A 26,773-nucleotide genomic window follows, 5' to 3' on the forward strand; every position below is an offset into this window, starting at 1 on the left:
GCCCAGGCCGCCCTCTCCGGTCAACGTTCCTCCGAACCCGAGCGCGATGCCGGGCAGCGGCGGGTCGCAGTCCCCTGCGCTCCCCGGCTCCAGGACGCCCCCTGTCACCGCTGGAAGCCCGCAGCTCCCGGTCAGGCCTCGATCCGCGCCTTCCGGCGGCGGCATTCCCCAGGACGCCGCGCCACGCCCCAACCCGCAGCCTCAGAATCTCGGCAATACGACCACCCCGCCTCAGGCCATCCAGACCCCGGCCAGGCCTCAATCCTCGCCTTCCGGCGGCGGCATTCCCCAGGGCTCCACGCCACCCACGAACCCATCATCGCAGCTCCCGGGCAATGCTCCCCAGGGGAACACCAGCGCGACGACGCAGGGAAGCACGCCCCCCAAGGCCGGCGATACCGGCGGCAAGAGCACCCCCACGCAACAGCCCGCTTCCCCCGCGCAGGGCAAGCCCGCGACGGCGCAGGGGGGCACGTCCCCCAAGCCCGGCGAGACGTCCCCAACCGCGCCGCCGAAGGAGATCTCCGCCAAGGACAACACGCCCGCTCAGCCCTCCCCCAAGCCCGGCGATACCGGCGGCAAGAGCACCCCCACGCAACAGCCCGCTTCCCCCGCGCAGGGCAAGCCCGCGACGGCGCAGGGAGGCACGTCCCCCAAGCCCGGCGAGACGTCCCCAACCGCGCCGCCGAAGGAGATCTCCGCCAAGGACAACACGCCGGCTCAGCCCTCCCCCAAGCCCGGCGATACCGGCGGCAAGAGCACCCCCACGCAACAGCCCGCTTCCCCCGCGCAGGGCAAGCCCGCGACGGCGCAGGGAGGCACGTCCCCCAAGGCCGCCGAGACGTCCCCAACCGCGCCACCGAAGGAGATCTCCGCCAAGGACAACACGCCCGCTCAGCCCTCCCCCAAGGCCGGCGATACCGGCGGCAAGAGCACCCCCACGCAACAGCCCGCTTCCCCCGCGCAGGGCAAGCCCGCGACGGCGCAGGGAGGCACGTCCCCCAAGCCCGGCGAGACGTCCCCAACCGCGCCACCGAAGGAGATCTCCGCCAAGGACAACACGCCAGCTCAGCCCTCCCCCAAGCCCGGCGATACCGGCGGCAAGAGCACCCCCACGCAAAAGCCCGCTTCCCCCGCGCAGGGCAAGCCCGCGACGGCGCAGGGAGGCACGTCCCCCAAGGCCGCCGAGACGTCCCGAACCGCGCCACCGAAGGACGTCGTCGCCAAGGACACCACGTCAGCTCAGCCCTCCCCCAAGCCCGGCGACACCGGCGGCAAGAGCACCCCCACGCAACAGCCCGCTTCCCCCGCGCAGGGCAAGCCCGCGACGGCGCAGGAAGGCACGTCCCCCAAGGCCGGCGAGACGTCCCCAACCGCGCCGCCGAAGGACGTCGTCGCCAAGGACACCACGTCAGCTCAGCCCTCCCCCAAGCCCGGCGACACCGGCGGCAAGAGCACCCCCACGCAAAAGCCCGCTTCCGCCGCGCAGGGCACGTCCACCAGCGCCTCGACCTCGACGTCACAGCCCGCGGGGCAAGGCTCCCAGCAGCCGGGGCGCGATCGCCCGGGAGCGCAGCCGGGAAGCTCGTCCACCACGACTGCTCCAGGGCAGGACGGCGATGTGACGTGGATCGCGGCGAACGCCGTCAAGATCAGCAAGTGGAGGACTGCCACCGGGAGACGAAGCCGCCGAGAGGCAAAGCAAGCCCTCCCGAAGCTCGGCGACCCGCTGACCCGCGGCGGCTTCCCCACCGATCCCGCGGACGCGAAGAAGAAGATCGGGAAGCGCTTCCCCAAGGGGCGGCTGTTCAGCGATGCCGAGTGGGACGCCTTCAAGGAGCTCTCCTCGACCCCGGAGGGACAGACCTGGCTCAAAGCCTCGGGCATGCTCCCGCACGACCAGATCGAGGAGTACCTGTCGAACGGCAACACCGAGAAGTTCCGCGGCTTCCACAAGCTCCACAAGCCGAGCAAGGTCGTGCTCGCCAGCTACGTCTCGCGCAACAGCGGCGACGACGGTAAGCGCTTCGAGGGCACGCCTCCGGCGGCTGTGGCCCTGTCCATGGAGGCGAGGCACACGACCGACCCGGCGAGGCGGGACGAGCTCAAGAAGCAGATCGATCAGGGCATCGCCAAGGAATGGGCCAAGACGTTCGAGCACACCGAGCCCAACGACGCCGCGAACAAGGCCATGGACCGGGGCGCCGTGCTGGCTCCGAAGACGCTCAAGGATACCTTGACGCGCGCAGAGCCCAAGTCGCTCCCGAAGGACGAGGCCCTCGCCCGGCACCGGCAGGCGAACGAGGTGCTCAAGAACACCTTCCACCTGCTCCAGGCCGGCGCCGAGATCTACGACGCCGGCTCGAAGAGCCATGTCCCGCTCCGGGACGTGCCGGTCGCCAAGCTCCTGTCCCACGGCGGCCGCGTCAACATCCAGGTCCCCGCGGGAAGCCCGCCCTACGCGCTGACGGAGTTCCTCGGCATCACCGACGAGCACGGCAATCCCAGGACCGGCGTGTTCAAGCGCGACTACGGGACGCATCACGTCTCGCTTCGCAACGGCAAATTCAAGGAGGAGGGCGGACGCGGCGCCATGGTGAAGTCCAAGTTCGACGACACCGAGCTCTACGGCATGAACCCCACCATCGGCGGGCTCGGCCTCAAGGACTTCAACGGCGACGTCATCCTGCCCGACGGCGCTCACGGCCACCTGTTCATCGGCTACCGCCCGCCCAAGCCGGACAGGTCTGGCGCGCTCCAGATCGGCCTCGAGACCACCGGCCCGGGCGCGCCAAGCACCGTCGGCTACGTCCACAACTGGCGCTCCACCGAGAAGACCGCCAACCCCATCTCCAGCGTCGGCGGCCTCAAGCAGGACAAGATCGGCGACGAGAAGGGCAAGAACGCCCGCACCGTGAACCTGGGCAAGCTCGGGGCCGATTGGAGAGGGGTCCTCCAGGGCCGAGCGGACCAGTTCGCGCATGACGTGGCGGAAAACCCGACAGAGGCGATCAAGAATCTCGTCGGTCCACGCGAAATTCCGCCGCAGGACACCGAGGAGACCGCGGCGCGCGCCCCCGACGAGGCTTCTGACGGGTCTCCCGACGAGTCATCCGACGAGTCGTCCGACGACGGGTCGGATCGGTCCGAGCGAGGTTCGCGGGGCGGTGATCGCCGCGATCCGCCGGGGGACGCAGCGTCCGACCCGAAGCGAGGCGCAGAGGACCCCGGGCAGGGCGGCTCGGAGCAGCGGCAGCGCGGGGCCGAGCAAGCCCCCAAGGGCAAGGAGCCCCGCGAGCTGCCCAGTGACGCGCCGGCGCAGACGACGGCCAAGACGCCGGAGGCCTCGAGCCCTCGTCCGGAAGCTGGAACGACGCAGAGCGCTCCAGGGAAAGCGCTGGAGCAGATGACGGCCAAGCCGCCGGAGGCCTCGAGTCCTCGACCGGAAGCTGGAACGACGCAGAGCGCTCCAGGGAAGGCGCCGGAGAGACCTCGTCAGCCCCGGCCGGAGACGACCTCGCCGCCGCCCGCGCCGCGCACCGTCAAGCCGACGGCCATCACCTCGGGGATGCAGGCGCCGCTCCCGCCGCCCGCGCCCCCCAAGGCGGGGTGGCTCGGCAAGAAGCTCGGCACCGGAGGACACGGGCTCGGCGGGATGGTCTCCAACAAGGGGGCGGCGGATCGCGAGCAGGCGCTGGCGGACCAGTACGAGCTGCAGATCGGACCGGACAGCGACGGCGCCGACGACACGCACTTCTCGCACAAGATGCTCGACCACATCGAGAAGGCCCTCGGTGACCTGCCGCCCGAGCACATCACCGGCAGCCCGACGCTGCGGAAGATCATCCGCGACCTCTCCTCGGAGGAAGCGGCGAGCGCGTACGACGAGCTCACCGACACGATCAACATCGTCAATCCCCCGAAGGTCCCCACCTTCATCTACAGCCGGCTCAACCGGCGCTGGGGCTGGCAGCGAAAGCGGATGGATCGCGGCGCCATCCGGGACTACGACGGTGTCGACAAGGAGCAGGACAAGGCGCTCGGCATCACCGACAAGCGCCACGTCATGGGCGGCGTGTCCGACGTGCTCGCCAACGGCAACCTGCTCAAGTGGACGATGCGCCACGAGGTCGCCCACTCCATCGACAAGCTTGTCGACTGGAGGAGCCTCGCCGGCGAAGACCGGTTCGGCGGCTGGAAGGTGCACTCCGACACGCGGGGCGTCGAGCAGGTCGCCCGCGCCATCCTCGACAAGGCGGGCATCACCGACGACGAGGCGAACCGCGAGACCGACGGGGTCTCCCTGCTCCAGAGCTTCGCCTCCTTCCTCCATCCGCCCTCGCGGCGCGAGGACATGGCTCCCCTGGAGGAGTTTCCCGCGGAGATCGCCTCCGAGAATCCTGACCTGAAGAAGAAGCTCGACAAGGCCGTCGACACCGTCAAGATCGCCATGGCCCAGCCCTGGACGCTGGACGACGGCGGGGCCTCGAAGCTGGAGGTCGACGGCCGTATCTACCACGTCGACCAGTACAACAACTGGGTCAGCTATAACGCCGACGCCCGCAACAACGCCGTCTCCAACTACCAGTTCTCCACGCCCGCGGAGTGGTTCGCCGAGACCTACGCGGCCAACTACGACCCGAACCCCGCGCCGAAGGCGCAGCTGACCCAGGCGGTGCGCGACTTCTTCGACAACGAGCTCTCGGACCTCGTCAACCGTGGGCGCGAGCGATGGCAACGCATCAACGAGAACACCCGGGACGCCGAGCAGAGCACCGGGAACCAGCCGCCCGCGGGGAGCTCGGCGAACCCCAGCGCGGCGAGCCCCAGCGCGATCACCGCGGGCTTTGCCGGGGACATCACGACCGGAGCTCGTTCCGGCGATTCGAGCGCGGCGAGCTCGCCCCGCGACGCCACGGGCGGCTCCCAGGACAGCTCACCTCGCGGCGCCACCGGCGGCTCCCAGACCAGCCCGCCCCGCGACGCCACGAGCGGCTCCCAGGACAGCTCACCTCGTGACGCCTCTGGCGCCTCCCAGGACGGCGCGGGCCAGGAGACCGACGGCGCCCGCGAGCGCCTGGGCAGCACCCAGGCCGCCCTGCAGACGCTCGTCGACGCCAGCAAGACCTGGTCGCATCCGGCCACCGCCGCGGACAAGCAGGACGCCAAGAAGCTCCTGGGCGACCTCATGCGCTCTCAGGGCGTGGACAGGTCGCTCGTCGACAGGCTCGCGGAGCTCATCGACGACCCCGACTCCCTCTCCCACGACCAGTTCGCCATCTGCACGCTGCAAAGCGTGCTCCGCACGCAGCTCACGTCCGACCTGTCCGGCTTCGCGCGCGTGGTCGCGGCCGAGTTCACCGGCAAGCTCTTCGATCGGGAGGGCAAGCAGATCGCCGACTTCTCGCTCGACAAGCAGGGCGAAGACGGCACGACGACGCGCTTCCAGGCGACGGACGATCCCATCCAAAGCGTCATCCGCGGCGAGCTCCCGCTGAAGAGCGCCCCCATCGGCAACAAGCTGCTCCAGAACGGCGTCAAGAAGGCCGGGGCCAAGCGCTACGACGTCAAGAGCAAGGGGCGCGCCTGGTCCGACAAGCACGTCCTCGATTACCTCCTGGCCCGGGGCATGGGCAAGATGCTGAGCACGCTCGCCCCCGACCAGTACCAGGCCGACGCCGACTACACCGCCAGCGTCGTCCCCGGCTACCTCGACAAGGCGCCCACGCGGCACAAGGGCGCCACAGGCCCGTCCAAGAAGCGCGGCGATCTGCAGCTCTCGGCCGATTCGCTGGTGACGCTCTTCACCTCGATCCTCGGCGGCGACGCCCAGAACATGGTGGCCGAGGACGATTACGACGTACGCCGCATCAACGACGCGCTCGCGAGGCCCGAGCAGGCGCCGTTCGCCCTGGCCACATTCTTCGACGGCAAGGGGCTCGTCGAGCACGCGGCGCAGTTCGCGAAGGATCCCACCACGGTCAAGCCGTTCGACGAGGGGGTCACGAGCGGCACGCCGAGCCCGCACCAGGTCGTCATCGACGGCACGATCACCGAGGACGGCGACCATTACGTCGTCCCGCTGCACACCTGGCAGCAGCGCTTCTCCATCAAGGTGAAGAAGGACGTCCTGCCGTCGCTCTTCCCGGTGTTCACCTACGGGACCTATCTCCCGTCGCAAGCGCCTGCTGCGAGCGACGCGACCGGCGACAAGGCGCCGGAGAGCAGCGCGTGGAGCAAGCTCACCACGGGGGGCGGCGACCCGCTCGGCACCGGAGGACGCGGGCTCGGCGGGCTGTTCTCCAACAAGGGGGCAGCGGAGCGCGAGCAGGCGCTGGCGGACCAGTACGAGCTCCAGATCGGCCCGGGCGAGGGCGCCGCCGGCAAGCACTTCTCGCACAAGATGCTCGACCGCATCGAGAAGATCCTCGGCGAGCTGCCGCCGGATCACGTCACCGGCAATCCGACGCTGCGGGCCATCATCCGCGACCTCTCCTCGGAGCGATCGGCGAGCGAGTACGACGAGCTCACCGACACCATCAACATCGTCAATCCCAAGCTCAAGAACATCGAGGTGCCCAGCTGGCTGTACAGCCGGCTCAACCGGGGGGTGAGCTGGCAGCGATACCTCATGGATCGCGGCGCCAAGGCGGACTACGACGGCATCAGCAAGGCGCAGGACAAGGCGCTCGGCATCACCGGACGCCGCCAGGTCATGGGCGGCGTGTCCGACGCGCTCGCCAACGGCAACCTGATCAAGTGGACGATGCGCCACGAGATCGCCCACTCCATCGACAAGCTTGTCGACTGGAGGAGCCTCGCCGGCGAAGACCGGTTCGGCGGCTGGAAGGTGCACTCCGACACGCGGGACACCGAGCAGGTCGCCCGCGCCATCTTCGACAAGGCGGGCATCACCGACGACGAGGCGAACAGCGAGATCGACGGGGTCTCCCTGCTCAAGGCCTTCGCCTCCTTCCTCCATCCGCCCTCGCGGCGCGAGGACATGGCTCCCCTGGAGGAGTTCCCCGCGGAGGCCGCCCCCGAGGATCCAGACCTGAGGAACAAGCTCGATAAGGCCGTCCGCACCGTCAAGATCGCCATGGCCCAGCCCTGGACTTTGGTCGACGGCGGAGCCACGGAGCTGGAGGTCGACGGCCGTATCTACCACGTCGACCAGTACGACAACTGGGTCAGCTATAACGCCGACGCCCGCAACAACGCCGTCTCCAACTACCAGTTCTCCACGCCCGCGGAGTGGTTCGCCGAGACCTACGCGTCCTACTACGACCCCGACCCCGCGCCGAAGGCGCGGCTGACCCAGGACGTGCGCGACTTCTTCGAGAACGAGCTCCCGGACCTGGTCAACAGTGGGCGCGAGCGATGGCAACGCATCAACGAGAACACCCGGAACGCCGAGCAGAGCACCGGGACGCAGCCGCCCGCGGGGAGCGCAGCGAGCGCCATCACCAGCGGCCACAACCCGGCCGCGAGCGACGACCCGGGCAAGCCCCAGGAGGCGTCGCGGGACAGCGCGCCTCGAGTTCCACCCCGGGACGCCCCGGCGAACACGCTCGCCGGGAACAACCCCGCTTCGAACACCGGGGACAGGGCGGCCGACCCGCAATCGCAGCTCGACGAGATCGAGGAGGAGCCGGAGCCGCCGTCGGAGAGAGCGCCCGATCCGGAGACCGCCACCCCCGTCGAGGAGGTGACCTGGATCGTCGACAAGGCCGTCAAGAACACCATCTGGCGCACCGACACCGGCATGAGGAGCCGCGAGCGGGCCAAGCACGGCCTCTCCGCGATCCAAGGCCCGCTGAGCAGCAGCGGCTTTCCCCCCGATCCCACGACGGCCAAGGAGCAGCTCGGAGGCCGCTTCCCCAGGGGACCGCTGCTCAGCGACGCCGAGTGGAGCGCCTTCGAGCAGCTCTCCTCCACCCCCCAGGGCCAGACCTGGCTCAACGCCTCGGGCCTGCTCACCCACGAGCAGGTCGAGCAGTACCTGTCGGGCGACCCGAGCCAGAACCCCGAGCAGTTCCGCGGCTTCGAGAAGCTCCACAACGGGAGCAAGCTCGTGCTCGCCAGCTACGTCTCGCGCAAGATGAAGGGCGGCGAGGCCGGCAAGCGCTTCGAGGGCACCCCGCCCGCGGCGGCCGCCCTGTCCATGGAGGCACGGCACACGACCGACCCGGCCAGGCGAGAGGAGCTCAAGCGGCTCATCGACCGAAGCATCGTGGAGGAGTGGTCGAAGACCTTCGAGTACACCGAGCCCAACGACGCGGCGACCGAGGCCATCAACAAGGGCGCCGTCCTCGCGCCCAAGTCGCTCCTCAACACCCTCACCTTCACCCAGGGCAAGGTGCTCTCGAAGGACGAGGTCGTCAAGCGACACGGCCAGTCGCTCAAGGTCCTCAAGAACATCTTCCACCTGCTCCAGGAGGGCGCAGAGATCTACGACGGCTCCTCCAAGAGCTATGTCCCCGTAGACAACGTACCCGTCGCCAAGCTCCTGTCCCACGGCGGCCGCGTCAACGTCCAGATCCCCGCCGGCAGCGCTCCCTACGCGCTCATGGAGCACCTCGGTATCACCGACAAGAACGGAAAGCCCACCGCCGGCGTGTTCAAGCGCTTCGTCGGCACCCACCACACCTCGTTCGAAGGGGGCACGCTCAAGGAGCAGGGCGGCCAGGGCGCCGCCCTCCTCGCCAAGCTCGACGACACCGAGCTTTACGGCATCAACCTCGCCGTCGGCGGCCTCGGCCTCAAGGACTTCAACGGTGACGTCATCCTGCCCGACGGCGCCCACGGCCACATGTTCATCGGATACCGCCCGCCCAAGAAGAACAGGCCCGGCGCGCTCCAGATCGGCATGGAGACCACCGGCCCGGGCGCGCCCAGCACCGTCGGCTACGTCCACAACTGGCGCTCCACCGAGAAGACCGCCAACCCCATCTCCAGCGTCGGCGGCCTCAAACAGGACAAGATCGGCGACGAGAGCACCAAGAACGCCCGCACCGTCGATCTCGGAAAGCTCGGGAGTGACTGGGCCAAGACCCTCAAGGACCGCGCCGAGCGGTTCGAGCAAGAGCTCAAGCAACGAGGGAAAGACGCGCTCCACGAGCTCCTCGGCCCCCGTACCCAGCCGCCTCAGGAGCTCCAGGACGGGTCGGGAGGCTCCGAGCAAGCCCGCCGGGACGGCGAGCGCCGAGATCCGCCCGGTGAACAAGGCGATTCGCAGCCGCCGGCACGGCGCCCCGGGAACCCGGCCACCGCCATCACCTCGGGGATGCAGGCGCCGGTCAGGCCGCCCGCGGCCGGCGCGGAGGACTCCGCCGCAGCCTCCGCGACCGCGGACCCGGGGACGGATCAGCCGTCGCGAGCGCCCACGTCAGTGTCGTGGCTCGGCAAGAAGCTCGGCACCGGAGGACACGGGTACGCCGGGATGCGCCGCAACGAGGGGGCCGCGGATCGCGAGCAGGCGCTGGCGGATCAGTACGAGCTGCAGATCGGACCGGACGACGACGGCGCCGACGACGCGCACTTCTCGCACAAGATGCTCGATCATATCGAGAAGGCGCTCGGTGATCTGCCGCCCGAGCACATCACCGGCAGCCCGACGCTGCGGAAGATCATCCGCGACCTCTCCTCGAAGGAAGCGGCGAGCGCGTACGACGAGCTCACCGACACCATCAACATCGTCAATCCCCCGAAGGTCCGCACCTTCATCTACAGCCGGCTCAACCGGCGCTGGAGCTGGCAGCGAAAGCGGATGGATCGCGGCGCCATCCGCGACTACGACGGCGTCGACAAGGAGCAGGACAGGGCGCTCGGCATCACCGAAGACCGCCACGTGATGGGCGGCGTGTCCGACGTGCTCGCCAATGGCAACCTGATCAAGTGGACCATGCGCCACGAGGTCGCCCACTCCGTCGACAAGCTGATCGACTGGAAGACGAGCCTCGCCGGGGATGACCGGTTCGGCGGCTGGAAGGTGCACTCCGACACGCGGGACCTCGAAGAGGTCACCCGCGCCATCTTCGCCAAGGCGGGCATCACCGACGCGGAGGCGGCGCACCAGACCGACGGCTTCTCCCTGCTCCAGCGCTTCACCTCCGTCCTCGATCCCGCCGCGCGGCGCGAGGACATGGCGCCTCTGGAGAGCTTTCCCGCGGAGGTCGCCTCCGGCGATCCAGACCTGAAGAAGAAGCTCGACAAGGCCGTTGGCACCGTCAAGTTCGCCATGGCCCAGCCCTGGACGCTGGACGACGGCGGGGCCTCGAAGCTGGCCGTCGGCGGCCGCATCTACCACGTCGACCAGTACAACAACTGGGTCAGCTACCGCCAAGACGCCCGCAACAACGCCGTCTCCAACTACCAGTTCTCCACGCCCGCGGAGTGGTTCGCCGAGACGTATGCGTCCTACTACGACCCCAACCCGGCGCCGAAGGCACGGCTGACCCAGGAGGTGCGCGACTTCTTCGCGAACGACCTCCCGGGCCTGATCAACCAGGGGCGGGACACGTGGGAACGCATTCGCGGCAACATCGCGCGCAGCGCCGGCAACCAGCCGCCCGCAGCGGGATCGAGCGCCATCACCACCGGCTTGAACAACCTCGGTGATGGCCAGACCAGCGACCCCGCGGACATGCTGGGCGGGTACAACCCCGCTTCGAACACCGGAGATAAGGCAGCCGACCCGCAAGCGCAATTCGACCAGATCGAGGAGGAGCCGGAGCCGCCGTCGGAGCGAGCGCCGGATCCGGAGACCGCCACCCCCGTCGAGGAGGTGACCTGGATCGTCGACAAGGCCGTCAAGAAGACCATCTGGCGCACCGACACCGGCATGAGGAGCCGCGAGCGGGCCAAGCACGGCCTCTCCGCGATCCAAGGCCCGCTGAGCAGCAGCGGCTTTCCCCCCGATCCCACGACGGCCAAGGAGCAGCTCGGAGGCCGCTTCCCCAGGGGACCGCTGCTCAGCGACGCCGAGTGGAGCGCCTTCGAGCAGCTCTCCTCCACCCCGCAGGGCCAGACCTGGCTCAACGCCTCGGGCCTGCTCACGCACGAGCAGGTCGAGCAGTACCTGTCGGGCGACCCGAGCCAAAACCCCGAGCAGTTCCGCGGCTTCGAGAAGCTCCACAACGGGAGCAAGCTCGTGCTCGCCAGCTACGTCTCGCGCAAGATGAAGGGCGGCGAGGCCGGCAAGCGCTTCGAGGGCACCCCGCCCGCGGCGGCCGCCCTGTCCATGGAGGCACGGCACACGACCGACCCGGCCAGGCGAGAGGAGCTCAAGCGGCTCATCGACCGAAGCATCGTGGAGGAGTGGTCGAAGACCTTCGAGTACACCGAGCCCAACGACGCGGCGACCGAGGCCATCAACAAGGGCGCCGTCCTCGCGCCCAAGTCGCTCCTCAACACCCTCACCTTCACCAAGGGCAAGGAGCTCTCGAAGGACGAGGTCGTCAAGCGACACGGCCAGTCGCTCAAGATCCTCAAGAACATCTTCCACCTGCTCCAGGAAGGCGCCGAGATCTACGACGGCGCCTCCAAGAGCTATGTCCCCGTAGACAACGTGCCCGTCGCCAAGCTCCTGTCGCACGGCGGCCGCGTCAACGTCCAGATCCCCGCCGGCAGCGCTCCCTACGCGCTCATGGAGCACCTCGGCATCACCGACAAGAACGGCAAGCCCACCGCCGGCGTGTTCAAGCGCTTCGTCGGCACCCACCACACCTCGTTCGAAGGGGGCACGCTCAAGGAGCAAGGCGGCCAGGGCGCCGCCCTCCTCGCCAAGCTCGATGACACCGAGCTTTACGGCATCAACCTCGCCGTCGGCGGCCTCGGCCTCAAGGACTTCAACGGCGACGTCATCCTGCCCGACGGCGCCCACGGCCACATGTTCATCGGCTACCGCCCGCCCAAGAAGAACAGGCCCGGCGCGCTCCAGATCGGCATGGAGACCACCGGCCCCGGTGCGCCCAGCACCGTCGGCTACGTCCACAACTGGCGCTCCACCGAGAAGACCTCCAACCCCGTCACCAGCGTCGGTGCCCTCAAGCTGGACAAGATCGGCGACGCGAGCACCAAGAACGCGCGCACCGTCGACCTCGGCAAGCTCGGGAGCGACTGGGCAAAGACCCTCAAGGACCGCGCCGAGCGCTTCGAGCAAGAGCTCAAGCAACGAGGGAAAGACGCCCTCCACGAGCTCCTCGGCCCCCGCACACAGCCGCCTCAGGAGCTCCAGGACGATGGCGTGGGCCGCTCGGGCGATATGCTCGCCGGAGCCGCAGCGCCGGGCGCGACCCCCTCCCCCACGCCGACCACCGCCGGAGGAGCTGCCCAGGTCGAGCCGAGCGCCCAGGACCCAGGGAAGACGCTCGACGAGCTGCTCGACTCGCTCGACAAGCAGAGCCGCGCATGGGCGCAACCGGCCACCGACGAGAACAAGAAGGACGCAATACGGCTCCTGACCGGGCTGCTCCAGCACCAGAACGTGCGCCCCTCGGTCATCGACAGGCTGCGCGAGCTCATCGAGAACCCCGCCTCGCTCTCGCAGTCTGCCTTCACCAACTGCGCGCTCACCAGCATCCTCTACCCGACGCTGAAGGACGATCTCGCCACCACCTCCCATCTGGTCGCGGCGATCTTCACGGGCAAGCTGCTCGGCAAGTTTGCGGATTCCACCGGGGCCGCCCCCTTCCAACCGCAGGGTTCTGGCAAGGGGCCGCTCAGCGACAGCCTGGACCTCCTCCGGCGCGTGATGACAGGAGATGTCCCGCAAGCGCTCGGCCCGGCGCCTACCAGGCCGCTCGTCAACGGCCTCCGGACCGCCAAGGCCAAGGGCGACAGCCTGAAGGAGGCCACGGACCGAGCGGCGGTGGAGCGCCATCTCCTCGACCATCTGCTCGCCCGCGGCCTCGTCGAGATGCTCGGCCCCGGCGCCCTCGCGAAGCTCGAGCAGCAGACCGACCGCGCCAATCAGCCCAGCGTCGCCGCCGCGCAGGGCGACCTGTTGGCCTCGGCGAACTCGATCTCGAGCATCTTCAACGCCGCGCTCGGAGCGAACGCCACCGTCATGACCAAGGGCTCCCCCGGGGGCTACGATGTCACGCGCGTCAATGACGCCCTTCAGCAGGCGGACCAGGCAGGGTTTGCGATCGCCACCGTGATGGACGGCGAGGCGCTCTGGAGCGCAGCGGAGGCGCATGAGGCCAGCTCCACGGCTCCGTACGGTCCCGTGTACGTCGCGCGGCTCGGCGAACCCGCGACGATCGTACCCCACCATGCCCCGATCAACGGGGAGATCAAGGACCAAGGCGACTCCTTCCTCGTGCCGCTCCAGTCCTGGGGGCGCACCTTCCCCGTACGGGTGAACAAGGAGGACATGCCGAAGGTCTTCGCGGCGATCACCTACGGCACCGCTCTCCCATCGCGAGCGCCGTCTCCGACCACCTCCTCTCAAGTGCAAGCTCTGGCGGATGTGCAGGCCGGGTACAACCCCGCTTCGAGCAGCGGGGATGCGGCGGCCGACGCGCAAGCGCAGCTCGACGCGATCGAGGAAGAGCCGGAGCCGCCGTCGGAGAGAGCGCCCGATCCGGAGACCGCCACCCCCGTCGAGGAGGTGACCTGGATCGTCGACAAGGCCGTCAAGAACACCATCTGGCGCACCGACACCGGCATGAGGAGCCGCGAGCGGGCCAAGCAAGGCCTCTCCGCGATCCAAGGCCCGCTGAGCAGCAGCGGCTTTCCCCCCGATCCCACGACGGCCAAGGAGCAGCTCGGAGGCCGCTTCCCGAGGGGGCCGCTGCTCAGCGACGCCGAGTGGAGCGCCTTCGAGCAGCTCTCCTCCACCCCGCAGGGCCAGACCTGGCTCAACGCCTCGGGCCTGCTCACGCACGAGCAGGTCGAGCAGTACCTGTCGGGCGACCCGAGCCAAAACCCCGAGCAGTTCCGCGGCTTCGAGAAGCTCCACAACGGGAGCAAGCTCGTGCTCGCCAGCTACGTCTCGCGCAAGATGAAGGGCGGCGAGGCCGGCAAGCGCTTCGAGGGCACCCCGCCCGCGGCGGCCGCCCTGTCCATGGAGGCGAGGCACACGACCGACCCGGCCAGGCGAGAGGAGCTCAAGCGGCTCATCGACCGAAGCATCGTGGAGGAGTGGTCGAAGACCTTCGAGTACACCGAGCCCAACGACGCGGCGACCGAAGCCATCAACAAGGGCGCCGTCCTCGCGCCCAAGTCGCTCCTCAACACCCTCACCTTCACCAAGGGCAAGGAGCTCTCGAAGGACGAGGGCGTCAAGCGACACGGCCAGTCGCTCAAGGTCCTCAAGAACATCTTCCACCTGCTCCAGGAAGGCGCAGAGATCTACGACGGCTCCTCCAAGAGCTATGTCCCCGTAGACAACGTGCCCGTCGCCAAGCTCCTGTCGCACGGCGGCCGCGTCAACGTCCAGATCCCCGCCGGCAGCGCGCCCTACGCGCTCATGGAGCACCTCGGCATCACCGACAAGAACGGAAAGCCCACCGCCGGCGTGTTCAAGCGCTTCGTCGGCACCCACCACACCTCGTTCGAAGGGGGCACGCTCAAGGAGCAAGGCGGCCAGGGCGCCGCCCTCCTCGCCAAGCTCGACGACACCGAGCTTTACGGCATCAACCTCGCCGTCGGCGGCCTCGGCCTCAAGGACTTCAACGGCGACGTCATCCTGCCCGACGGCGCCCACGGCCACATGTTCATCGGCTACCGCCCGCCCAAGAAGAACAGGCCCGGCGCGCTCCAGATCGGCATGGAGACCACCGGCCCCGGTGCGCCCAGCACCGTCGGCTACGTCCACAACTGGCGCTCCACCGAGAAGACCGCCAACCCCATCTCCAGCGTCGGCGGCCTCAAACAGGACAAGATCGGCGACGAGAGCACCAAGAACGCCCGCACCGTCGACCTCGGAAAGCTCGGGAGTGACTGGGCCAAGACCCTCAAGGACCGCGCCGAGCGCTTCGAGCAAGAGCTCAAGCAACGAGGGAAAGACGCCCTCCACGAGCTCCTCGGCCCCCGCACACAGCCGCCGCAAGAGCTCCAGGACACCCAGCAACGCTCGGAGAATGAGCCCGGTGATGACCCCGCGGACATGCTGGGCGGGTACAACCCCGCTTCGAGCAGCGGGGATGCGGCGGCCGACCCGCAAGCGCAGCTCGACGCGATCGAGGAAGAGCCGGAGCCGCCGTCGGAGCGAGCGCCCGATCCGGAGACCGCCACCCCGGTCGAGGAGGTGACCTGGATCGTCGACAAGGCCGTCAAGAACACCATCTGGCGCACCGACACCGGCATGAGGAGCCGCGAGCGGGCCAAGCACGGCCTCTCCGCGATCCAGGGCCCGCTGAGCAGCAGCGGCTTCCCCCCCGATCCCACGACGGCCAAGGAGCAGCTGGGAGGCCGCTTCCCCAGGGGGCCGCTGCTCAGCGACGCCGAGTGGAGCGCCTTCGAGCAGCTCTCCTCCACCCCTCAGGGCCAGACCTGGCTCAACGCCTCGGGCCTGCTCACGCACGAGCAGGTCGAGCAGTACCTGTCGGGCGACCCGAGCCAAAACCCCGAGCAGTTCCGCGGCTTCGAGAAGCTCCACAACGGGAGCAAGCTCGTGCTCGCCAGCTACGTCTCGCGCCAGATGAAGGGCGGCGAGGCCGGCAAGCGCTTCGAGGGCACCCCGCCCGCGGCGGCGGCCCTGTCCATGGAGGCGAGGCACACGACCGACCCGGCCAGGCGAGAGGAGCTCAAGCGGCTCATCGACCGAAGCATCGTGGAGGAGTGGTCGAAGACCTTCGAGTACACCGAGCCCAACGACGCGGCGACCGAGGCCATCAACAAGGGCGCCGTCCTCGCGCCCAAGTCGCTCCTCAACACCCTCACCCTCACCAAGGGCAAGGTGCTCTCGAAGGACGAGGTCGTCAAGCGACACGGCCAGTCGCTCAAGGTCCTCAAGAACATCTTCCACCTGCTCCAGGAGGGCGCCGAGATCTACGACGGCGCCTCCAAGAGCTATGTCCCGGTAGACAACGTGCCCGTCGCCAAGCTCCTGTCGCACGGCGGCCGCGTCAACGTCCAGATCCCCGCCGGCAGCGCGCCCTACGCGCTCATGGAGCACCTCGGCATCACCGACAAGAACGGAAAGCCCACCGCCGGCGTGTTCAAGCGCTTCGTCGGCACCCACCACACCTCGTTCGAAGGGGGCACGCTCAAGGAGCAGGGCGGCCAGGGCGCCGCCCTCCTCGCCAAGCTCGACGACACCGAGCTCTATGGCATCAACCTCGCCGTCGGCGGCCTCGGCCTCAAGGACTTCAACGGCGACGTCATCCTGCCCGACGGCGCCCACGGCCACATGTTCATCGGCTACCGCCCGCCCAAGAAGAACAGGCCCGGCGCGCTCCAGATCGGCATGGAGACCACCGGCCCGGGCGCGCCCAGCACCGTCGGCTACGTCCACAACTGGCGCTCCACCGAGAAGACCGCCAACCCCATCTCCAGCGTCGGCGGCCTCAAACAGGACAAGATCGGCGACGAGAGCACCAAGAACGCGCGCACCGTCGACCTCGGAAAGCTCGGCAGCGACTGGGCAAAGACCCTCAAGGACCGCGCCGAGCGCTTCGAGCAAGAGCTCAAGCAACGAGGGAAAGACGCCCTCCACGAGCTCCTCGGTCCCCGCACACAGCCGCCTCAGGAGCTTCAGGACAGCCAGCAACGCTCCGGAGATCCCGCGCAAGCTCCCCGGGACAACGAGCCCGGGAATGACCCGGGCGACACGGCGCAGCGCACCGGAGCGCCGGCGAACGTGCTGGCAGGCTATAACCCCGCGTTGGACGGCGAGAGCATGGCCGTCGATCCGCTGCCGCGCACCGGCAGCGCGCAGGTCGAGCCGAGCCCACAGAACCAAGACAAAACGCTCGACGAGCTGCTCAGCGAGCTCGAAGAGCAGAGCCGCGCCTGGTCCGGCCCGGCGAACGACGAGCTCAGGCGGCAGGCCGCGGACAGCCTGACAGGCCTGCTCGAGTCGCTGAACGTCGACCGCGCTATCGTGGACAGGCTGCGCGAGCTCATCAAAAACCCCGCGTCGCTGTCGCAATCCGCCTTCAGCAGCTGCGGCGTCACAAGCGCCCTCTACACGACGCTGAAGGGCGATCTCGCCACCACCTCGCACCTGGTCGTCGCGCTGTTCACGGGCCGGCTGCTCGGCCGGCTCGCGCAGGCCCCCGGGGCCCGGGAGCTCGGCGCGCAGCCGGGTCCGGGCAGGGCGGTGCTCAGCGAAGACCTCGACATCCTCCGGCGCGTGATGACCGGAGAGATCCCGCGCGCCCTCGGCCCGGCTCCGACGCGGCCGCTCGTCAACGGGCTCAAGACGGCCGGGGCGAAGCGCGGCGCCCTGACCAAAGCCACGGACCAGCAACAGCTGGATCGCCACCTCCTCGATCACCTGCTCTCCCGAGGCCTTGTCGAGCTCCTCGGGCAGGACGCCGTCGCGCAGCACGGGAAGCGAACCGACGGCGCCAAGCAGGCCGGCGTCGCGGCGGCGCAGGGCGATATGCTCCTCTCGGCGAACTCCATCGCATCCCTCATGAGCGACGCGCTCGGGGCGGAGATCGAGGTCATGAGCGGCGGCCTCTCCGAGGGCGACGTCGCGCGCATCAACGAGACGCTCAGGCGCACGGATCGACCCGGGTTCGCCGTGGCGACCATCGCGAACGGCAAGGCGCTCTGGGAAGCTGCGAAGCAGCACCGCGACGGCGGCGACAAGGCGCCTCGCGCCCCCGCGACCGTCGCGCCGCTTGGCAAGGACGAAGCCGAGAGTCGGCACCATTTCGCGATCGACGGCGAGATCACGGTCGACGGCGACGCCTTCCTCGTGCCCGTCCAGTCATGGGGGCAGTCGTTCCCCATCCGGGTGCCCAAGGCCGACATGCCGAGGCTCTTCGAGGTGATCACCGTCGGAACCTACCCCCCGCCGCGCGCCCCGGCCCCGGGCACCTCCGCCGAGCAGAACGCTCCGGCGCACCTCGCATCGCGCCGACCGTCCGGGACCGCGCACGACGGCGCGGACACGGCCGACCTGCTCGCGGGAGCTCCGGCGAAGCAGGACGGGGGCAGCTCCGCTCGCGGGCCTGCCGCAGCGCCGGGGAGGCTCGCTCCCGGGGGCGTCCAGCGCACGTCGTCAGGGCTGTACCAAGCCCTCCAGGAGAGCGTCCCACAGCAGCGCCTGAACGAGGTGATGCGCCTCGTCGACGACACCATCGGCGAGAGGCTCCTCCCGCAGATCCTGGATATCCTGCCCATCGAGCTGGCCGCCGCCAAGCGGCTCGCCGAGGAGATCGTCGAGAAGTGGCTAATGTTCCACCCCGGCGTGCGCCAGCTGCCCCCGGGCGAGCTGCAGCGGCAGCTTGCAGCGCACGTCGAGCTCGTCGTGCGCGCGCTCAAGCGGGATCAGGGCCTCCGTGCGATCGGCCGAGGCAACGACGCCGAGGAAAACGGCAGCTCCACCGGCGAGACGCCTCCCGCCGCCGCAAAGACGAACGCCCCGCAGCTGCCCGAGAGGGCCCCCGGCGCGCCCGTCGACACGAACCCGCCCCCGGGGGAACCGGAGAGCGGCGATGAGTCCGATAGCGACGAGTCGGAGAGCGACGATGAGTCCGATAGCGACGAGTCGGAGAGCGACGATGAGTCCGATAGCGACGAGTCGGAGAGCGACGATGAGTCCGATAGCGACGATGAATCGGAGGGCGAGGAGAACCCGTTCGGCGGCCTGGAGATCGACCTGGAGCCGGACGTCGGCAAGCACAAGGCGGAGCAGCGCGAAAAGCAAAACCACAAACAGCTAAAGAAGCCCAAGCGCGAGGGCCCTGCGCAAAAGGCCATTCCCGAGTGGCTCTGGGGTGTGCCGCCCTACGAGCACCTGCAGAACAGGCTGATCGAGCGCTTCGATGACGACACGGTGCGGCGCGCGCTCACCGGGCTGCTGGCGACCGAGAGGGCAACCTCGACCTCGCTCGCGCGGTTCCTGAACAACCGGATCAAGGGCTCCCCCGAGGGCAAGGACCCGAAAGCGGCCTTCAAGCGCGTGCTCGATGGCTACAGAAACGCGGAGAACCGCCGGCTCGCCTTCGACGTCGCCAAGGCGCTGGGCGCCCTCGACGCGCTCGAGGGGAGGCAGGGCATCGACCTCGCGGCCCTGCGCGAGCCGCCGCCGCCGCCCCCGCAGAAAGGCGAGGAGGAGACGCCGCGCGCGATCCTCAAGAGGGCCAAGGAGGGACGCTGGGTCACCACCGAAGAGCTCGGCGTCATCCAGCGATCGATCGGCGAGCGCGCGTTCGCCGGCATGCTCGCGCGCGCCATGGACAAGGGCAAGGTCGCCAACACCCGCGGGATCATCGAGCAGCTGGTCCGCCACGCCGAGCGCCTCTCGGACCCGGCGCTGTCGCCGCCGCTCACGTCGACCTCGCTGGTGGTCGACTCCAACCTGGTCGCCGATCTCTTGACGCCGATCGACCAGCTGTCGCCCGCCAGGAGGGACATCCGCGATCAGCTGGAGTCGTTGATCCGCGATCACAAGATCACGGACCTGCGCCTCGCCAACATCAACATCGGAGAGCTGTTCCAGCACGACGACATCATCGGAAGCACGTTCACCACGGCCGATGGGCGAGTGCTCCCCTGGTACGGCATCCGGGTCGATCGCGGTCGGCGCGGCGCCATGGCCCGCTACGACGAGGGGTTCGAGCAGCTGACGAGAGGCTCGGTGGGGGAGAAGAAGGGCAGCGCCGACCGCAGCATGCTCGCCGACGCGTTCTTCTCCGAGCGCGCCGGCGACGGCGACGCGCCCCCTGTGCCCCATTTCGCCACGAACGACAACGGCATCCTGACGCCGCTCCTCCATTTCGCCGGCATCGACGCGGCGGAGCGTCGCGAGAAGCCGTTCGACAAATTCGTCGAGGAGAAGACCGGGGGAACCACCTATTTCAGCCCGAAGGTCCAGGGCCGTGAGATCAAGGCCCATGCGATCCTCACCCAGAGGAGGCAAGCGCCCCCCGCCCCCGAGGGCGCCGCGCCCGCCCGGAGCGAGCCCATCGGCGCGTCGCTCCTCGACACCCCGGTCGGATCCACCCTGCGGGTCCACGACCTGATCTCGCTCATCAGCACCTCCGGCTTCGGCGTCTACTTCGTCGGAGGCGCGGTGCGCGACGCCCTCAGCGGCATCGAGCCCAGGGACGTCGACCTCAAGACGAACATGCCCATGTCGCGGCTCGAGGAAGCCCTGCGCCGCGAATACCCGTCCCTCCCGGTCACCACCATCCCCGACCTGGGCCTGCTCCAGGTCGGCGGCGGCGATAACGTGGTGGACATCACGGCCGGCGACGACACCAGTGCGCCGGGCCCGTTCGACGTCATGGCCGACGCGCAGAAGCGCGACTTCCGGATGAACGCCATCTACCTCGACAAGGATGGCTACGTGGTCGACCCGCTCGACGGCATCGAGGATCAGCTCCTCGGCAGGCTGCGCTTCGTCGCCGACCCCGGCCCCGGCGCGACCGTCGAGGAGCGGCAGCGCGCCGTCGTCGAGCACCTGCACAAGGCGCCGTGGAACCTCGGCCGCGCGCTCAAGTTCTACAGGCGCGGCTACGTGCTCGAGCCCGAGATCCTCAATGCCTTGCGCGACAACGCCGAGAGCATCATCGATTCGATGAAGAAGCGCGAGGCGCCGCTCCGCGACAAGTCGCTGTTCCTGCACCAGACGCGCGCGAAGTCGCCGGATGAGCTGCTCGAGACCATGGAGGTGCTCGGCTTCCCCCGGGGCGCGATGCACAGGCTCATCCCCGACGAGAAGGCCGGCCGCTTCGACGACGAGAGCTTCGCCTACGATCACGACATCCTGCCGCGCTGGCGCGACACCCCCGACAACGACGCCAGGGATTACCCGCTGGGCGCGCCGGAGATGAAGGTCGACGTCGCGACCGGCCGGATCTATCAATACCGCTTCCACGCCCTGCTGCCGCCGCGGCCGGGGCAGGCGGCGGAGCGCGTCATCATCGACGTGGACCTGAGCGACCACAACCAGCCAGGCCACAACGCGCCGCACTACCACGTCTACCGCTGGCGCGACCGCGACGGAAAGGCCAAATGGGACAAGAAGAAGAACGGGTTCTCGGACACCGGCCAGCAGGGCCAGCCGCGGATGGACGGCGACTACTACCGCGGCCCGCAGCCGTGGCGGTTCGACGAGGAGCTCAACAGCGATAGCGACGACTTCCTCGCCGACGCCGAGCGGCTGTTCACGGACGCAAACATCGAATTCACGACGATCGGCGACCAGATCGACCTCGGCGGGCAGGTCAGGCTGCACCGCGATCGGCTGCGAGAGCTCCATCGCCGCGGGCAGCTCGGCAAGCTGCTCACGCTCGTCCAGAACCTGAACAACGGGATCCCCTGGTCCCCCAGGGACCAGGCGACGGCCGACCTGTCCGGCTCGCATCGCGGCCAGGAGCGGCTGCGCTTCAAGCCGCAGCTGGACCAGGTCGAGCCCTTCCTCCGCGACAGCGGCATCGAGGACCCGAGATCGATCGGCATCTTCGCCGAGGGCGGCCAGATGCGGCACGACGCGCTGCTGCGGCTCTATGACCTGGTGAGCGGCGAGGTGCGCCCGGATCTGCGCCGCCCGGCGGCCGCATTCGCGCTGGAGCGCGCCAGCAGCTATAACGAGTTCGTCGAGCGCTTCGAGTTCTACATCGCCTCGATGCAGGACAACCTGTCCGGCGCCGACGTCGAGGCGCTCTGGCAAGCGCAGCGGCAGGCGGCCCAGGAGGCCGGCGCCGTGGGCGACGTCACACTCGGCGATGGCGACGAGCTGCGGGAGAGGCTCGCGGCGGCGGCCAGCGAGCTGCGCTTCGAGTCGGCGAGCACCGCCGCCTACCACGCGAAGAAGCACGCCGCCGACTTCCTGACCCCGGCGGAGCTGGCGGCCGCGTCACAGGCGGACGTCGTGCGGCGTTACCTCGACGCCGCGCGCGACGTGGTCCGCAACGCCACCGCCATCGAGGCGCGCACCGACGAGACCGGCGCGACCAACGTCGTGCTCTGGCACGGCGCGAACAAGGCCATCGCGCGGGTCAGGCCCGACGGCACGGCGCACCTCCTCACCAGCTACGCCCACGACCGCCGCGACATCGCGCCAGCGGCGGCGTCCACCCCCCCGCCGGGGGTCGTGGCGAAGAGCGCGTCGCGCTCCGGGGCCCCGAGCTCGCAGGTGAGCAACACCGGCATCGTGAACATCGGCAACAGCTGCTTCCTGTCGGCCGGCCTCACGATGCTCGCGCACACCGACGCCTACTACGATCTGTTCGCGCCGCGCGAAGGCGAGGACCTCGACGCCGCAGGCCCCCGGCTCCGCGCCGCGGTGCGCCCGATCCTCGAGCAGATCCGGGCCGGCACGCTCGTCGGGGCGGACACGATGCGGGCGCTCGACGAGGTGCTGCGCGACACCGGCGTGCTCAATGCGTCGTCCAGAACGACGCAGCAGGATCCCAGCGAGGTCCTCTTCAGACGCCTCTTCGAGAGAGCCAGCCTCGACACCGCCGGCGTGACCCTGGCCCAGAGGCAGCGGACCGACTGGAGGGGGGTCGATCTGCTGGAGACGGGTGAGACTCTGAGAGATCGCACCTCGCTCGACGACAACCTCGTATGGGACTCGGCGCAGCCCGACGTCGTGCTCAGCCCGTTGGTCAACGGCAGCCGCACCCTGCAGCAGGCGCTCGACGGCCATTTCGGCGCGAGCACCATGGATGACGTGGCCGCCGTGCGCCAGGGCCGCGTGGTGAGAGGCAGCCCATCGAGGCAGCTCCTCGTCGACTCGGCCAACAACACGCCTCGGGCGATCACGATCGCTCTGCAACGCGGGGACGGGGAGAACGAGAGCAGCGTCGACGTCCCCGAGTGGCTCGACGTCAACGGCCGCTGGTACCGCCTGAACGTGGTCGTCAATCATCACGGGCCGACGGGGGACGCGGGGCACTACACCGCGATGACGCGCAACGCGGCGACGGGGCAGTGGCAGGTACGCGACGACCGCACGGTCTCCGACGCCGACCCGCGCGCGGCCGCCGAGCGCAGGAACCGCGGCTACCTGTTCACCTTCGAGCGCGTCGACGACGCGGCCCGCGGGCCGGACGCGGCGGCCGCGGCCGCGGCCGCGAGGATCGTCGGTACGGCGCTGGCGCCTCTCCCGAGCGCCCCGTCCAGCTCCGCCGCGACGAGCGGCGCCACCCAGCCCGAGGGCGGGGATCCGGCCGACCGGCTCGGCTCGTTCAGCCCCTGGAACGGCGCCTCCGAAGCGACACAGGGCCAAGAGACCTCGCGAGCGACGGACACGACGGCTGCTCTCGACGCGGTGACCGTCCCCCCGGAGATCGACGCCCTGGTGCGGACGCTGGTCAAGAAGAGCGACGCGTGGTCCTCCCCGCGCACGCAGGCGGACAAGCAGGAGGCGATCGCGCTCGTCACCGAGCTCTTGCAGCAGCTCGGCATGGACGCGAAGGTCGTCGACAGGGCCGGCGAGCAAGGCAAGGACTCGCCCGATTCCGAGCACTCCACCTGCACGTGCGTGCGTTAGGTTCCGGACCGTTGGACCAGCTGCGCGAGGGCGCGCGCGCTCGCCTCGTCCGCGGGTGAGAACACGAACATCGAGAGGCCGTCGCTGCCTTCGACGTGGAACACCGACGACTCGAGCACGATCTCGCCGACCTCGGGACGGACGAGCCGTTTCTGGAACCCGCCGTGCGACCGGATCTCACCTTCGTCCCACAGGCGGCGAAAGTCGGGGCTCGTCTCCATCAATTCGTCGATCAGCGCCGTCGCCTCGTCCGATTGGCCAGCACGCGCGATGTCGACGCGGAACGACGCGAGACAGGTACGGCGAACGTCTTCGACGTGGTGTACCTTGTTCTCTGAGCCCGGTTGAAAGATCCGGCGCAGCAAGTTGCGGTCGCGCTCCGGGACCGCCGCGTAATCGCCGAGCACCGCGACCGCCGCGCGATTCCACGCGACGATCTGGAACGTCGGCGTCTTCACGAAGGCGGGGATGGAGAGGTTGTCGAGCACGACCTGGAGCGACGGCGTGACCGCCGCGGGCGCCGCGGGCTTGCGCGGCGGCGGACGGCCGTGCGCGAGCAGAAACAGCATCTCGCGATTCGCGTCGTCGAGCTCGAGGGCGCGGGCGAGGCGCTCGAGGACGTCGTCCGACGGCACGCCGCCGCGACCTTGCTCGAGCCAGGTGTACCAGGTCACGCTCACGCCAGCCCGGGCGGCGACCTCCTCGCGGCGCAATCCGGGGGTGCGTCGGCGCGCGGTGGTCGTGGGACGGACGCGCTCGCGGCGGTCGCGCAGGAAGGTGGGGAGGGTGGTAGCCGCCATACCCGTATAGCTGCTCATCTTTTCGGGCGAGCAACCCGAGGCTACTGTCCTCGCATGACCAAGTCAATTCGAGTGTTCGTCACCGGCGCGACCGGCTGGATCGGCACGGCGGTGCTGAAGGAGCTGCGCGGGGCCGGCCACAGCGTCCTCGGCATGGCGCACAGCGATGCGGGCGCCGAGAAGTTGAAGGCGCAGGGCGTGGAGGTTTACCGCGGCGACATCAGGGATCCGAAGAGCCTCGTCGAGGGCGTCCGCGCGACCGATGCGACGATCCACCTGGCGTTCCACATAGATTTCTCGGACTTCCCGAGGATGTGCCAGATCGATCGCGACGCGATCGGCGCGATGCTCGACGCGATGGCGGGCACGAACAAGGCGTTCGTCGGAACGAACGGCACGCTGGTCGTTTCGAAGCCTGGCAAGGTCGCGTTCGAGGCGGACGCGTCGCCGGCGAGCTCGCCGCTCGCGATCCGGTTGCAGGCCGAACGCCTCGTGGTCGATGCTGCGAAGCGCGGGGTGCGTGGCAGCGTCATCCGGCTGGCGCCGACGGTGCACGGCGCTGGCGACAAGGGCTTCATTACCATGCTGATCAACATCGCGCGCGAGAAGAACACCGCTGGTTACGTCGACGATGGCAATCATCACTGGCCCGCGGTGCATCGCGACGATGCGGCGCGGTTGTACCGGCTTGCCGTCGAGAGCGCGCCGCCGGGATCCGTGTTGCACGGCACCGCGGAGGAAGGCGTCGCGATGCGCGCGATCGCGGAGACGATCGGCAAAGGCGCCGGTGTGCCGACGAAGAGCGTGCCGGCCTCGGAGGCAGGCGCGCACTTCGGATGGATGTCGATGGTCGTCGGGCTCGACAACCGGGTCTCGAGCAAGGCGACGCGCGAGCTGCTCGGCTGGAAGCCGGAGCAGCCCGGCCTGCTCGACGACATGCGCGCGCACTACTTCTGAGAGAGACGCGCGCACGCCTCGATGGTCGTCATGATTCCGGGCGGATCGCGGCAGCTCTGCTACAAGCAGCCGCCATGGCCAGCACCGACGCGCAGCCCCCGAACAGCGACTACCTGGACCGGCTCATGCGAAGGAACTCCTTCGAAGCGCTGTGGCCCCTGTTCGCGAAAGCGACCAGGCCCGCCAAGGAGATGACCGAGAGCTACTCTGCCCTATGTCATCTTCGGCCCCTCTTGACCAAGGGCCGCCCATGTCGCGTCATTCACGTCGGGGACGGGGCCCACGCGAGGACCGGGGCCCTCTTTTCGCTGAAGAGCGAGGCGGACAACATCAGCGTCGATCCACTGCTCAACGTGGACTTGGTGGAGGCGTGGCGCGATCGCTTCGGGGTCCGGCGCCTTTCGTGGCACAAGGCCAGCATCGACGACGTCGCGGATCAGCTCAATGCCCTGCCCCCGATGCCGGTGTTCGTGACGTTCGTCCACGCCCACGTGCACATGGACAGGGTGCTCGATCGCCTGCGCTGGGACGCGGCCTTCACCCTCGCGTGCTGCTTACCCGGCCACCAGCTCACGCAGACGCGCGTACCGATCGAGGAAGGCATCGATCCGAGCGTGCTGTCCACGGGACGTCGGTACCAGGTGGTGGTGAATCCCGACGCCCCGGCGTCGTAGCCTCTCCAGACCATTTCACGACAGAGGAGCGAGGACCGTGCGCGAGGGTACCGCACCAGCTCGTCCGGCTCGCGGCTGCGGCGCAGGCACCAGAGCGCCCACGACGAGGAAGAGCCTTCTACTTCTTCACCCAGGTCTGGGTCCTGCCGAGGAGGGAGATGCCCAGGAAGCCGCGCACCTTCAGCTTCTTCCCGCCCTCGATCGCCTCGAGCTTGCAGCTATAGGTCTCGCCGTTGTTCGGATCCAGGATCGTACCGTCATCGTACTCGTCGTCATCGCGGACCATGTTCTTGATGATGACGAGCCCCACGAGGGGCTTGTTCTTGTCGGCACCCTCACAGGCGGTGCAGAGCTTCGGCTTCCCCTTCGCGTCGAGCGGCTGCTTCAGGCTCACGATCTTGCCGAAGATCTTCCCGCCCCTCTCGTAAATCTCTACCACCGACTGTTCGACCCCCTGCTCATCGATCGTCCGCCACTGGCCGGTCACGGGGAGAGGATCCGCGAGCACGAGCGAGGTGGCGAGGGAGCAACCCAAGGCGGCAGAAAGAGCCAAGAACCTCTTCATGTCGTCAGAACTCCTTTCAACGGTCTGCGAAGCCACGGCGTTCGGCCCTGGCGCGGTGGACGCCATTTTTCCTCCGAGGGTACCGGGCGGGCTCGTGGACCGCAACGGCGCCGTGCAGCGGGGCGCCGGGACGTTTGGTGGCCAGCGC

The 26,773-nt window shown here is 69.2% G+C and carries 5 protein-coding genes; 3 read left to right on the forward strand and 2 right to left on the reverse strand.

All coding sequences use genetic code 11. From position 1 onward, the window contains the following. Window positions 1-46: 46 nt before the first annotated feature. The gene (locus WMF33_RS40290) at window positions 47-23,629 is read left to right on the forward strand and encodes a hypothetical protein (protein ID WP_437333581.1); all 23,583 of its coding nucleotides are present in this window, start codon (window positions 47-49) and stop codon (window positions 23,627-23,629) included. Here the strand turns inward: WMF33_RS40290 and WMF33_RS40295 are convergent. Next, entirely contained in the window at window positions 23,626-24,447 is an 822-nt protein-coding gene (locus WMF33_RS40295; protein WP_437333582.1) for a helix-turn-helix transcriptional regulator, read from the reverse strand. The genes WMF33_RS40290 and WMF33_RS40295 overlap by 4 nt on opposite strands. 36 nt (window positions 24,448-24,483) lie before the next feature. On the opposite strand from WMF33_RS40295, the gene WMF33_RS40300 reads away from it, so the two are divergent. Both WMF33_RS40300 and WMF33_RS40305 read left to right on the forward strand, forming a co-directional pair. Beyond that, window positions 24,484-25,386 (forward strand): SDR family oxidoreductase, encoded by a 903-nt coding sequence (locus tag WMF33_RS40300; protein ID WP_437333583.1) that lies wholly within the window; start codon window positions 24,484-24,486, stop codon window positions 25,384-25,386. Between the two features lie 74 nt (window positions 25,387-25,460). Further along, window positions 25,461-26,060, forward strand: a complete 600-nt coding sequence (locus WMF33_RS40305; protein ID WP_437333584.1) for a hypothetical protein — start codon at window positions 25,461-25,463, stop codon at window positions 26,058-26,060. Window positions 26,061-26,178: 118 nt separating this feature from the next. On the opposite strand, the gene WMF33_RS40310 is transcribed toward WMF33_RS40305, so the two are convergent. Continuing rightward, on the reverse strand, window positions 26,179-26,625 hold the full coding sequence (locus WMF33_RS40310; protein ID WP_437333585.1) for a DUF2147 domain-containing protein: 447 nt from the start codon (window positions 26,623-26,625) through the stop codon (window positions 26,179-26,181). Between the last annotated feature and the right edge of the window lie 148 nt (window positions 26,626-26,773).

The sequence above is a fragment of the Sorangium sp. So ce394 genome, from assembly GCF_051474665.1.
GTDB lineage: Bacteria > Myxococcota_A > Polyangia > Polyangiales > Polyangiaceae > Sorangium > Sorangium cellulosum_D.